14 protein-coding genes are annotated in these 11,992 nt (G+C 73.1%); 5 read left to right on the top strand and 9 right to left on the bottom strand.

The features are described from left to right. Positions 1-88: 88 nt before the first annotated feature. From IE287_RS30330 to IE287_RS30320, 3 genes are all read right to left on the bottom strand, one after another. The gene (locus tag IE287_RS30330; RefSeq protein ID WP_229883825.1) at positions 89-346 is read right to left on the bottom strand and encodes a hypothetical protein; all 258 of its coding nucleotides are present in this window, start codon (positions 344-346) and stop codon (positions 89-91) included. Between the two features lie 14 nt (positions 347-360). Beyond that, positions 361-657, bottom strand: coding sequence for a hypothetical protein (locus IE287_RS30325; protein WP_189852436.1), 297 nt, complete (start codon positions 655-657; stop codon positions 361-363). Positions 658-1,753: 1,096 nt separating this feature from the next. Then, complete coding sequence (locus IE287_RS30320) at positions 1,754-2,212, bottom strand: hypothetical protein (protein WP_189852435.1); 459 nt, start codon at positions 2,210-2,212, stop codon at positions 1,754-1,756. A 575-nt stretch (positions 2,213-2,787) separates the two neighbouring features. Between IE287_RS30320 and IE287_RS30315 the strand changes: the two genes are divergently transcribed. Then, on the top strand, positions 2,788-3,036 hold the full coding sequence (locus IE287_RS30315) for a hypothetical protein (RefSeq protein WP_189852434.1): 249 nt from the start codon (positions 2,788-2,790) through the stop codon (positions 3,034-3,036). A 70-nt stretch (positions 3,037-3,106) separates the two neighbouring features. On the opposite strand, the gene IE287_RS30310 is transcribed toward IE287_RS30315, so the two are convergent. The 5 genes from IE287_RS30310 to IE287_RS30290 all read right to left on the bottom strand — a co-directional run bounded on the left by IE287_RS30310 (position 3,107) and on the right by IE287_RS30290 (position 7,574). Next, on the bottom strand, positions 3,107-3,679 hold the full coding sequence (locus tag IE287_RS30310; RefSeq protein ID WP_189852433.1) for a hypothetical protein: 573 nt from the start codon (positions 3,677-3,679) through the stop codon (positions 3,107-3,109). A gap of 247 nt (positions 3,680-3,926) precedes the next feature. After that, positions 3,927-4,334, bottom strand: coding sequence for an SSI family serine proteinase inhibitor (locus IE287_RS30305; RefSeq protein WP_189852432.1), 408 nt, complete (start codon positions 4,332-4,334; stop codon positions 3,927-3,929). 318 nt (positions 4,335-4,652) lie between these two features. Next, entirely contained in the window at positions 4,653-5,654 is a 1,002-nt protein-coding gene (locus tag IE287_RS30300) for a hypothetical protein (protein WP_189852431.1), read from the bottom strand. Between the two features lie 5 nt (positions 5,655-5,659). Next, positions 5,660-6,976, bottom strand: coding sequence for an amino acid adenylation domain-containing protein (locus tag IE287_RS30295; RefSeq protein ID WP_189852430.1), 1,317 nt, complete (start codon positions 6,974-6,976; stop codon positions 5,660-5,662). A gap of 79 nt (positions 6,977-7,055) precedes the next feature. Beyond that, positions 7,056-7,574 carry an RNA polymerase sigma factor sigma-70 region 4 domain-containing protein gene (locus IE287_RS30290; RefSeq protein WP_189852429.1) on the bottom strand — a complete coding sequence of 173 codons (519 nt, stop codon included), beginning with the start codon at positions 7,572-7,574 and terminating at the stop codon, positions 7,056-7,058. A gap of 205 nt (positions 7,575-7,779) precedes the next feature. Here IE287_RS30290 and IE287_RS30285 point away from each other — a divergent pair, with 205 nt between their 5' ends. The 3 genes from IE287_RS30285 to IE287_RS30275 all read left to right on the top strand — a co-directional run bounded on the left by IE287_RS30285 (position 7,780) and on the right by IE287_RS30275 (position 9,536). Continuing rightward, positions 7,780-8,343, top strand: a complete 564-nt coding sequence (locus IE287_RS30285) for a hypothetical protein (RefSeq protein WP_189852428.1) — start codon at positions 7,780-7,782, stop codon at positions 8,341-8,343. 201 nt (positions 8,344-8,544) lie between these two features. Beyond that, positions 8,545-8,910 carry a beta/gamma crystallin family protein gene (locus tag IE287_RS30280; protein ID WP_189852427.1) on the top strand — a complete coding sequence of 122 codons (366 nt, stop codon included), beginning with the start codon at positions 8,545-8,547 and terminating at the stop codon, positions 8,908-8,910. 485 nt (positions 8,911-9,395) lie between these two features. Further along, positions 9,396-9,536, top strand: a complete 141-nt coding sequence (locus IE287_RS30275) for a hypothetical protein (protein WP_189852426.1) — start codon at positions 9,396-9,398, stop codon at positions 9,534-9,536. A gap of 287 nt (positions 9,537-9,823) precedes the next feature. Here IE287_RS30275 and IE287_RS30270 read toward each other — a convergent pair whose 3' ends face one another. Then, on the bottom strand, positions 9,824-11,452 hold the full coding sequence (locus tag IE287_RS30270) for a hypothetical protein (protein ID WP_189852425.1): 1,629 nt from the start codon (positions 11,450-11,452) through the stop codon (positions 9,824-9,826). A 363-nt stretch (positions 11,453-11,815) separates the two neighbouring features. On the opposite strand from IE287_RS30270, the gene IE287_RS30265 reads away from it, so the two are divergent. Continuing rightward, the gene (locus IE287_RS30265; protein WP_189852424.1) at positions 11,816-11,992 is read left to right on the top strand and encodes a hypothetical protein; all 177 of its coding nucleotides are present in this window, start codon (positions 11,816-11,818) and stop codon (positions 11,990-11,992) included.

Genomic DNA, 11,992 nt, shown 5'->3' with positions numbered 1-11,992 from the left:
ACCTCTTAAGAGGTGAGTTCCTGTGGTCGTTCTCGTGACCATTCAGCTCGGCCATCTGATCCTGGTGACTCCCGAACTCCCCGACGGATCAGGGCCCGGCGATGACCCAGGAGATCAGGTACGCGGGCAGGCCGTCGGTGATGCGGAGGACGAGGGTGATTCCGCGGCCGCCGGTCTCATGGGGGAGGAGGTCGATGGCGTAGGTGCGGGTGTGGGGGTCGGTGTCGGGGATGGACCGGGCTCGCGGGGGCAGCGGTTCGGTTTCGAGCTGTCGGCGGACGGTCTCGACGGCGGCCCGCTCGGGCCGGTCGAGGTCGGCGACGGCCTTCTCCGCGGCATCGCTCAAGAAGACGTGCAGGGTCACTGTGCGGCGGCCTCGGCGATCTTGCGGCGGAGCTCGTCCTGGACGTCGGCGGCGGGTCGGCTGAGCTCGGCCATGGCGGCGGGGTCGGTGCGCAGCTGGACGCGGCGGCGGTAGGCCTGGGCGATCTCGCGGACGGGGTCGAGGTCGTCGTCGAGGCGGGCGGCGGCGAGTTCGCGCTCGAAGGCGTCCAGGTCGCCGGGGAAGCCGAAGACACGCAGGGCGGCGCGGATCTCGCCGATGGTGCGCATGGGGGGCAACGTGGCGGGGGTGGGGTGTTCGGGCTGTGCTGTCACGGTGGCCTCCTCGGTGGACGTGGGGCCAGTGTCCTACGGGCCGGTGGCGTCCGGCCAGGGAACGGCGATGCCCCCAGGGCTCGACGACGGGGAGGTCCGGGGCGGGCGGGCCGGCGGGGCGGGGGAGAGGAGAGCTCTCTCGGTGGCGGCGAGTTCCTCCCAGGCGGGGGCCTGGGAGGGCGCGGCGGGGAAGGGGGCGGTGGTCGGTCGTCGGCGCGGGCTTGTCGGCGGCGCGGGGTTCCGGGGCGGCGGACGGCGGTGCCGGGGCAGCGGACGGCGGTGCCGGAGTGGTGCGGGCCGGTCGGCGGGGTGCGGGCGGGGGTGGGGAGGTTTCCGCCTCGGCGGCTACGAGGGCCGCGGCCGCCGGCCGGGGCGCGGGCCGGGGCTAGGTTCTGTCCGGCCGATCTTGGGCTGTGGGAGGATGCCGTTCATGACTTGCATCCGAAGGGGCCGTGCCTCGTAGAACACCAGCTGCGCTTCGGCCACGGGAACGCGGGCGGGGCAGCCACTGGATACGGTATCGAGATGTCCCGGGTCTGTCGGGAGCGGCGAATGCCGCTGTCCGTGCGCTCGAACGGGAGCGGTTGTGTCCGGGCATCGTGGCGGTGGCGCTGAGCGTGTGGTCCGTGCGCGTCCACGGCACGAGGCGCCGGTGGAGGCAATGGGAGGCGGAGTTCACCTGCCTCTGCTGTGGTGAGGATTGGGCCCGGGACAAGCTGCAAGACGCTCTGTTCATGCTCCCGCCAAGGGCCGCCGGCGAACTCCGGGTGCAGGTCGAGCGCCTGGATGCGGTGCTCCTCGGGCGAACGCATCACGAGCCGACGGAAGACCCGGGGCTGGCGTGGTGGCATCGCAGATGCTGACCGTACCCATTTCACCCACTGGTTCGTTGGCTCTTGCGTGACCGGTCGGGGGGATCGACGGCCTTCGTGACGACGCCCGGCGCCGCGGTTTTCGGCAAGGGATCCACGCCCTGCTCAACGACCGGCCGACAACCGGGTGTGCGAGGTGCCGTTCGGGCGTATGCCGGCGGTGGGCGTTCTGCGGGACGGCCCCGGCGCCGAGCGTCAGGGGCCGCCCCGCAGGGGGTCTGTCGTCACCGCAGTCGCACGCAGAGCCGATCGCCGACCCCGCGGAACTCGATGCAGACCTTCGTGTTCGCCGGGTACTGCGGACCGGTCCGGCCATCCCGCCCCCAGGAGGCCTCGACGAAGGTCGCGTCGGAGTCGAGGGCCTTCGCCTTCTTCCAGCCGGTCGCGGCCGTCAGGCGGCCGCCGGGTCGCTGGTACAGCCACCGGGCCTCGTACGTCCTGCGCTGCCCGGTCATCTCCGTCGAGGCGTACACCCAGCCGACGCCGCGCTTCGTCGCCCCCTTCTCGTGCCAGTGCTTGACCACGATGCCCGGCATGCACCGGCCCGGCCCCCGCTTACCGACACGGCAATCGGCCTGACGGTCGTACTCGTACGACGACGTCGCCGGGGCCGGTGCGGCACCGGCCGCCACCAGGAGCAGGGAGAGCGCAGCGGTCGCCGCGGAGTTCCACAGTCGTTTCATGATCAGCCAACCGCCCGGCGCCCACCCCGGAGACGCCCTCGCCGCACAGACCACACGCCCGAGTGAGCCGACCGTCGGACAGGTGTACTGCGAGTCGATGGCCTTCGGCACGACCTGGGCACGAAACGCCGCACGCCTTCCCGTCGAGGCCGCCGGGCCGGACCACCTGCCCCGCCGGCCAGCCGCGGAGGGTTCTCGTCGCCCTCCTGAAAATTTTTTCCGGAGCTCCAGTCATCAAAAAAACTGGTAGGGCTTCCTGGTGGAAAAGGTTGGCCATCGTTCAATTGAGTAAAGGCCAACTTTAATTACTGCTGCTCAGCGACTTGAGTTCCTGGCCCACTCTTCCTGTGCAGGTGGTGGGCCTACCTTCTTTCTCTACCGGAATTGACCACTGACCTGCATCTTCGCGGCTTGCGCTCGTTCTCGGAGGGGGCCTCAGATGCATTATCGTCATTCCCGTTGGGTCCCGAAAGGCGGCGAACCCCACTGCTGCGCCGAAGCTTCCGATGGCGTGGGGCAGCAAGGGGTTCGTCCGGGACCTGGTCAATTCCTAATTTCGAAAGTGAGGAATCGCCATGAGCGGGTCCATGTACGACGGTACCCCCTCCTCCGGCCCGGAGTCCGGCGGGGGCTCGAATGAGGGTGGCCCGGGACCGCTGGTCTCCCTGCGTACCGCGACCGTCCTCCTGGGGGCGACGGCCTCGGGGTTCGCCGCGGGGGGTGCGACTTACCTGGAGTGGCAGACCCCCTACGCCGCCGTGGCCGCCGGCGTGGGGGTCTTCGCGGCCACGGTGAAGTGGCTGAACAAGCACGTCGGTCGCTGATCTGCCGCAGCGGTGAAGAGCCCCGGGACGCTGTCCCGGGGCTCTTCCCGTTCCCGTGGCTCGCCCTCGGTCAGCGGCCGTAGGTGGTCCGGCAGAGGTCGGCGGCGCCCATCGGAGCCTGGATGTCGTGCGCGGCGGCGCAGAGCTCGCGCATCGACGGCGTCTGGGCGCCGGTCGGTTGCTGCTGGCGGTGCGGTGCCGCCGGCTTCGGCGCCGTCGCCTTCCTGGCTGGGACCGTGCTTCCGACCTTCGCCTTCGCCATCGGCTTGGTGATGGTCTTCGGCTTGGCCCGGGGCATGGGCTTCTCGGCGGCTCGGGACCAGGAGTGTGTCCGGCGGGGTGAGGGTCGGACGGATTGGGCCGTGGGCGGGGCGGAGGGCGTTGCGGTGGTGCGAGACGGTCGGGATGTCGTCGTCGGCGACGAGGAGGCCTTGTCGCCGGTGACGGAGGCGAGTTCCTCGCGCGCGGGGGCCGGGGTGAGGACGGGGCCGGTGGGCAGCGGTGACGGGGGCTGGTCGTCTGCGGGCGCGAGGGCGGCGGGCCGGTCTGCCGGTGGGGGCGGCGCGGGGGAGTGGGGGACGGCGACGCAGCCGGTGGTGAGTGCGGCGGTCAGGGCGAGGACGACGGTGGTGCGGCGGATCATGGACCCCACGCTCTCGCAGACGGCGATGGAGCGGGGCGGCGACGCGGACGGGGGCCGCGCGGACGAGTGACCGAGAGCGGCCCGGACATGACTGACCCCCCGCACGGGAGGCGGGGGGTCGGGCGGGACGGCGGGGGTTCGAGCGCGTCCTTGACCAGTCGGCAGCTCTCGCCGTCCCGTCTGGAGCGTACGCGTGGGAGCGGCGGCTGCGGGGACCGCGGGTGGCCGGCCGGGGCGCGGGCCGGGGCTAGAAGGCGAAGAGGTCGCCGGTGGCGAGGGTGAGGTGGCAGTCGGATTCGTACGTCTGCTCCCAGTGGACCGTGTGGCCCGCGGCGGTGCCGCGGGCGGTCGCGGTGACTGCGATGGTGTCGTTGGAGCAGAGGGCGTGCTCGCGGCCGGGGAGCCGGTCGAAGTCTCCGTCGGCGGCGTCGAGGTCGGTGCAGGCGGATGCGCGGTGGGGGCGGCCGGTGCCTTCCCGGCCGGGGCAGTCGAGCCAGATGTTGCCGGTGGTGGAGATGCCGTCGGTGGTGGTGCGGGTGACGGTGAGCCAGACGTGGGCGGTCTGCGTCGGCGAGGGTGCGGAGGCGGTCGCGGTGCCGGCGAGGGCGAGGGCGGCGAGCGCGGCCCCGGCGAGGGTGGTGGTGATCTTCTTCATGCCCGGACCAACGCCTGCGCGGTGGTCGGGTGGCGTCGCCCGATAGGTGCACCCGCGCCGTGCTCGCCGTCCGGTGACGGGCGGGGCGTACACGGACCAGCGGCTCGCGGGGCGCCGCTAGCCCCGAACGCATATGCCATGGGCTGGTGCGTGCACGTCTCTAGCGCACCGCACCAGCCGGTGGCAGTGTGAGCAGTGCGGATCATCCCCCGGATGCGGCACCGCACCGGCCCCGCCCTGCGTCGCCCGCAGGGGCGGGGCCGCCCCTCTCCCTCCCGGCTCCCCACGGGAGGCCAGAGGCGCGCCCACGGCGACTACTCATCGGCCCAGGACGTTGACCAGCTTCTCCGGGTCGAGGATCGGCGCCCCGTCCGGGCCCTTGAGGTGCTGCTCGATCCAGATCGGCCGGTGGTCCCGGCGTGAGGGGTAGTAGTGGTTGCGCCAGTGCCCGCGGACGATCCACCGGTGCCGAAATCCACGGCCGCCGCTCTCGCCGGCCGTGGCCTGCGGGATGGACTGGTGGCGGAGCCGGACGTAGCGCACGGCGGTCAGCAGGGCGGGGTCGATCCGGGCGATGTGCCTGGCCGACGACCGCGGGGCGTTCTCCCGGTCCTCGCGGGCGAGGGTCTGCCCCATCAGCAGCCACGTCACCAGCAGTGCCCGCTCGGCCTGCTCGATGCGGGTCGCGGACCGGAAGTGGTCCTCGACCTCGGCGAGGCTGAGGTCGCTGGTGTCGGCGGGCGCGGCGGCGAGCCAGCCGGGGATCCGGGCGAACGGCAGGCGGCCGCTGAACATGCAGACCAGCGGGTAGGGGTAGTCCCGCCGCGCGGCCCGGACCTCGGCCGGGGTCATGTCCACGATGCCGAGCGCGGGGTCGCCCTTGGCCAGCGCCGTCAGCCACTCCTCGCGGTGCGCCCAGGCGCGGACGTGGACGCCGCCGCCGCGCACGGCCCAGGAGACGGCGACGATGGCGGCGCCGGCGTGGTCGCCGGTGTCGTGGGCGTCGGTGACGGCCTCCTCCCACAGCAGCAGGCCGTGGGTGGCGGGCAGGTCCTCGGGGTGGAGCCGGTAGGCGGGCAGCGCCATACCGGCGGACACTGCGAGGCGGGTCATGTCCGCCGACACGTAGAACAGCTCGGAGATTTTCAGCGCCGTCGCCCAGTCGGCGGCGGCCTTCCGTTCCTGGGCGGCGGTGGCCGGGTCGAAGCCGCGGGACCACACGGCCGGCCCGCCGAGCTCGCCCGGGTCCTGGAGCCACTGCATGAGCTCGGCGCGGATCTCGGGGAGCTGGCGGGCGGGAATCACGGACGCTTTGGGCACGGTGGCTACTCCCCGGTCGTCTCGGTGCGGGTGCCCTGGCCCGGTCGGGCGGCGAGGGCGCGGTGGATGGCCTGCATGGGGATGCGGCTGGTGGTGTGCAGGTGGGCGCGGGTGCCGTGGTGGGACCAGCGGATCAGGTGGTCGCGGCCGGCGGAGTCGGCCGGTGCCCAGCGGGTGAGCAGGAGCTGGAGGATGACGTCCCGCCAGCGGGTGAAGTGGTCGTCGGCGTGCCGCCAGGCGCGGTGGAGTGGCGGGAGCGGTGCCCGGCCGGCGTCGGGGAGCAGGCCGGCGACGGCCCGGGTGAGGGCGGCGGCCTGGTCGGCCGGGGTCTGGCGACTGTGGGGCCGCAGCCGCTCGGCGGCCTCGACGCGGAGCATCGTGTCGGTCCACGGCGCGAGTTCGGCGGCGAGGATCCGCTGGGCACGGGCGAGGGCGTCGGCGGTGGCTGCGGTGATCGGGACCCACGCGATGCGGTGCGCGCCGTCGTACAGGGCGGCCTCGTCGCCCAGGGTGTGCTCCGGGTGGTCGGGGTCGGGCCGCCGGTGGCCGGGGAAGTGCAGGTGCGGGCCGGGCAGCGGCTCGGGGCCGATGCGGACGGGCAGGTGCGGCACGGGCGGTTCGCCGGCGGCCGGGTAGTGGGCGGCGTCGATTTCGGTGGCGGCGTACTCCTCGATCTCCTGCCGGGTGGGCGGCGGCACCTCGGGCAGCTCGCGCTCGACGACGATCCGGTGGTCGTCGCCCGCCGGGGTGTGGCCGGAAACCCGGCTCACGGCGGTCACCCGCACCGCGGTCGGCACCAGGTGCAGCCCCGCGCCGGACCGGAGCCAGTCCTCCCGCTCGGCGCCGAAGGCGCTCGCGGCGGCGCTCAGCCAGTCCTCGCGCCCCGTCAGGACCGTGAGGTCGGCGGCCTGGGCGGCGGCCGCCTCGACGACCTCCTCGACCGTGCGCGGCGGCGCGTCGAACTCCAGCTGGGCGGGCCCGGGCCCGCCCAGGGCCAGGGACCGTTCGGCGTGCACCATCCGCCAGCCGGGCCCGATGCGGACCGCGCTGGTGTAGCCGTATCCGGCGAGCGGAAGGCCGGGGACGTCGCTGCGGGTCCAGCCCGGCATCCCGTCCACGACCGCCCCGGCCCGCACCCGCTCCTCGTAGGCGGCAACGGCCGCCTCCTGCCCGTCGAAGACCGCGGGCGCGGGTGCGGCGGGGCCGCAGCTGCGGACCGTCCAGGTGTCCCCGTCACGGACGAGGTCGACACCCCGGACCGGGGCAGTCGGGCGCCGGTCACGGGCCCTGAGCCGGTAGTGCGTGCTGCGCACGGTGGTCATCGTCTTCTCCTGCGGAATGGGTCGCGGATCTGCGGGCCGTGCGGGATCCGCGGGCCGGGCGGCCCGCAGATCCATGGCGTCAGTCCTTCGTCGGCAGAGCGGCGAGGTCGCCGCGCAGGAGGGCGTCGATGACGGCGAGGGCCTGGACGCGGGTGAGAGCCCGGCAGGCGGCGGCGAGGGCCGGGACGCCCTCGTACTCGTCGTCGAGGTCGTCGACCTCGCCCGCGAGTAGCAGGTGCGGGCTCTCGATCCAGGTGAGGTCGATGACCGTGCCGTTGAGGACGTAGGCGAGGGTCTGCCAGTGCGAGGCCGGAAGCGGGGGAAGGCCGGGCAGCTCGGCGCTGAGGAGCCGCTCCAGGGTGTCGTGCGGGAGCGAACGGTCCGGGGCAGCGGCTTTGCGGGCGCGGGAGATGGCCTGGCTGACGGTCTTCTCGCTGACCCCGAGCTCGGTGGCGATGGCCTTGGGGCCGCCGCGGCCGCGCCGGGCGGCTTCGCCGGCGATGGCGCGGGCCTTGTCGTCGGCCCCGGCGGAACGCTCGCGGGTGCCGTGGTCGATGCGCTGCTCGGCGCGGGCGATGAGGTCGCGGTAGTCGGACACGGTGGGGTGTGCCTTTCAGGTGGGCGGGCCCGGCCGCGCGGTGGGCGCGGCCGGGCGGAGGGGTGTGGGCGGGGTCAGGCGTCGAGCTGTGCAGTGTCGGTGAGCAGGCCGTCCCGAAGCCCGAGGCTCTGTTGATCCGCAACGGCATCCGCGTCCAATCTGCGCCCCGATACCGTGGGCATAGGCCACGGGTGGAGGGGCGGCGGTGCAGCGACTGGGGCGGCGGTTGTGGAACAGCTGGATCATGTGGTGGCTTCGCAGCGTCCTGCCCTGGTGCGAGGACCCGCTGGCCGCGACCGAGCGGCCGGCCGTGCCCCTGGAGGAATTTTTCTGGCGCATGGACTCGGGTCCGAGCACCTGGCGCTCCCCGGAGTGCCGTCACCGTGGCACCCTGGTCGTGTACCGGCCGCTGCCGATGCCCGTCGCCGTGCGGGCGCCGCTGCACGCCATCCAGCTTGCCCACTGCGTTTTCTGCGAAGGCTGGATCTACCGGCGCACCTGGATACCGTGGCCGGGTGAGGCCGGCGGCCACTACCCGGATGTGCGTCCCGACCTTGCTCAGCACCTTCGCCGCCGCATCGTGAGCCGTCGCGCCGAGCAGCTCCTCAACGACGCCGAAGTCCTGTCCTGGGAGCGGGCGCTGACCCGGCTTGCCGCCGAGGCGCCGTACGTCTCCCGGGACTGGCGGCCCGCCCCGGAGGCCATGGCCCGCCTCGCAGGTCAGGCGAGCTGGGACTGGGACGCAGACAACCTGTGGGGGCGGCCGTGACAGCCGGGCGGTCGGTCATCGCCGCGCGGACGCCGGCCGGGCCTCCGATGGGCCAAGCGGGCGCGCCGGCGGACCGGGCCGCTCCTACACTCGACACGGGCACGGTGCCCAGCACGTGATGCCGGTCCGTCGGGGGCATTGCCCGGGCCGATCGGCTCGGCATCGGTGCCGAAGAGGCCGGAAAGCCAGGTGCACTGCCGCATGGTGGACAGTCAGTCGCAGCTTGGGTTCGGGTTCGAGCAGCGAATCCGCGAGGGGAGCACCCTTTCGCTGAGTTCCTTCCTCGACCAGCAGCCCGCTTCCGCCGGGCTGGTGCCCAGGGTCTTCGAGCACGCCGACTTCGCAGGGCGATCCGCGGTGCTCGGCGCGGGGACGTACACCGTGCTCGGCGAGGACCAGGTCGGCGACGACCTCATCAGCTCCGTACGGGTCCCCGCCGGCTGGAAGGTCACGCTCTTCACCGAGCCCGGCCTGAAGGGGAGTTCCCTCGTGCTGACGGCCGACCTCGCCCGCCTCGACGGCGGGTTCGACGACAAGGTGTCCTCGATCAAGGTCGAGAAGGGCTGAGGCCGGACCGCTGCTCGGGCACCACGGCGACCCTGGCCGGGCCCGCCACCAGGTTCACCGCGGCCTCCCGGGGCGGCGCCCGCTACGAGTTGAGGGCGCGGGTCACCCGGCCGTAGGCGCCGGGGAGCGGTGGGTGTACTGCACGCCGGGCGCGGTGGCCTGACATGCCTGGCACAAGGGGCAGCCTCCGGGCCCGAAACGATGGCACGTCGCCCCGCAGCGGGCACAGGCCCCCCGCTGATCGGGCGGGCACAGCTCCGCCGTGAGGTTCTTCGGGAGCGGGCGGAAGGGCGCGGGGGCGGTCATGGCGGCGGCTTTCTGGCGCGAGCGGAGAAGGTGCGGGCGACGGGGGAAGCGGTCCCGCACCCGTTCCCGAAATCCTACGACTGTTCGAGTACCGGACCTGGTGCGCTGCCTCGACCTGAGGTTACGGTCACCCCACCGGCGCAGCACCAGCGCGCCACGCACAGGGAAGGGGCACCGCCATGCACGACAGCGGATGGGGAAACGGCGACGCGGGCTGGGGCGCCACGAGCGACCCGGAGTGGAACCGGCGCCAGCCCGACATCGGCTGGGGCATCGCCGACCCCGAGTGGGGCGCCCACAGCGGCACCGGCAGGATCTGACCCTCCCCGCAGACACGATGCGGCCCGCCCACCCCGGTCAAGGGGCGGGCCGCGGTCTTCCCCGCTACGCCAGCGGCGCACGCCCTTCCCCTGAAGCTCCAGGCGCCACACGCCGCCGCTGGACACGTTCAGGTGCCCCCGCGCTCTGGCCGCACCGCTCCGGGCACTGTGGCGGGAGGGTGCACGAGGCACGCCCCTTCTTCGCAGGACCGAGGCCGCCCACGCGGGCGGGGCGTTCCTCGAGCACCTGCTCCGAAGGGGCGCGGAGAACCTTGGAAAGGGGTGTGTCAGGCGCCTCGCCCGAGTCGGCGTGCACGCTCGTCCACCGCGCTTTGCACCGGGTCGGAGGGGGCGGTCCCTTCCGGGCCGTGCGGAACGGTCAGAGGCCGTGCCGTCGAGCGGGTCTGGATGACGATCTCGTAGGCGCCGACGGGGTACCCGTCCTCGTGCGGCCACAGTCCGACAAGGTCACGATCGCCGTCACGGGTTTCCGCCCAGAACCCAAGGTAGTGGCCTTCGGCATCGGTCTCGTACTCCCAGGTGACGCCGAGGAGCGGCCAGCCTGCCGCGTGCATGCCGAAGGTGGATACGAAGGACTCGACCTCGTCGGCCAGGAACGCCCAGGTCTTCGCCTGCTGCTCGGTGGTCTCGATGCGCCGCACATCGGCGTCGGACTCGACGACCTTGCCGTAGACGCGGCGCGCCATGTACTCAGCGTGTTCCGCCATCTCACGCAGCTCTGCCGGAGACTTCCCGGCGGCCGTCTCGCGTGCCTGGGCGATGACCTGCTGCATCCGGGACGGGCTGGTGTAGGTGCGGGCACCGTCCGGCTGGGTGTGCAGCTTCGCCTCGTGTTCGGCCATCCCGCTCAGGTGCTGTCCGTACTGCGCGGCCAGCTCGTCGGCCGCCCTGGCGTAGATGGCGGCCAGAGCCCGCGGGGATCCGACCGGGCGACCGGACTCGGCCCCGGCCAGGACGTCCTCGTAGTCCTGCCACAGGTGCCAGCGGGTGAGGGAGCCCATCGTGTCGGCCGCGGGATGGTTCCACATTCCGTCGACGTGATTGTGGAACCCGTCGTCCGCCCGGATCGAACCGGCGACGACGGTCCCGACCGGGCGGCCGGCGTGGTCCACGATCGTTGCGGCCAGTTCTTCGGCGCGCGGCAGGGCGGATGCCTCGTCCATGCCGGCGAGGAACTCGACCCGGTAGTGGGCGCGCCAGTAGGTCAGCTCCAGCCCGCGTGGCAAAGAGCCGGGGGAGGAGTCGGCGGCGGCGGGCTGATCTGCCGGGCCCTTGCCGGTCGGCGTGGCCTCGGCGTGCCGGATCGCGGCGCGACGCAGGCTCTGCACGTAGTGCCGGACCTGGGCCTGCTCCCACGGCCCGTACTTCTCGCCGCGGGTGTCGAGGTGCTGGAAGATCCGGGGGTAGTCCGCGTCCAGACGCGCCCGTTCCTCAACCGTGAGGGCGCCGGGGTCGACCGGCGCGTAGGTGCGGGGATGCCCGTGTTCGTCGTCGCCCGCTCCCCCGATCGCCCAGGCGGAGTGCAGGAGATCGCCACTGGTGCGGTGGTAGGGGTGGCGGGTGTAGAGGGCCAGCCGGTGCCAGGCGTCGTCCTCGTCGAGAGCGGAGGTCTTCACCTCGACGACCGCGCTCCAGATCCGGACGTCACGACCGGCCCGCTGCTTCTCCCACGCCTCCAGCTCCCACATCCGGTTCTGGGCGGTGTTCGCCTCCCAGCTCCAGTCGTCACCGGTGTGCTTCGCTGCGCGCCTGCGTTCGTTGGCGACCCCGAGCGCCAGGAGCTCGGCAGGAGACAGCCCGGGCTTTTCGTGGCGGCGGTAGGAGGTGGTGAACTTCTGGCCCTGGCGGGCATCGGTTCGGGCCTTCTTCGAGGCGGTGGTCTGCTTCTTCGGCACGGGATGCTCCGTTCACGGCGACGCCCACGCCTTCGCCGTACGGGAGTGTCCTCGTGACGGGGAAGGATTCACTGCGCGGGCCCCGGGAGACCTTGGCCTGGCCCTGCTGCGTGGGAGCGAGGACGTCCGGCGGGCGGCGGTACGCGACTGGCCGCTGGTGCGGGCACGAGTGTAGGCGATGACCGCGGGCCTGATCAGGCTGCTCCGGCGTGGCGCTGAGGACTACCCCGCGAAGTTTTCTGCACTTCGCCGGGGCCGGTGTGGGGAGATGGACAGGCAGAGCGGCTCCGGAGCTCCCGGGCGACAGCCCTGTCCTGTCCGCCATCCCTCGGGTAGGAGGACCATCGGAAGGAGACCGTCCACGTGAACAGCGATCCGCTCCCGCCCCGGAAGGGAGGCGGCCGACGCCTGGTCGTTCTGCTGCTGGCCGTCGCCGGCGGCGTCGTGGCCGCCCAGAGCCCGGCGTGGGCAAGCGCCATGGGAACGGCAGCCGTCCTCTACACCCTCATGTCCACCGGCAACCCGAACCGCAGGAGCTGA

Source organism: Streptomyces omiyaensis (genome assembly GCF_014650895.1).
GTDB lineage: Bacteria > Actinomycetota > Actinomycetes > Streptomycetales > Streptomycetaceae > Streptomyces > Streptomyces omiyaensis.
Note: the sequence above shows the minus strand (reverse complement) of the source record. Positions and strands in the feature narration are given on the sequence as shown.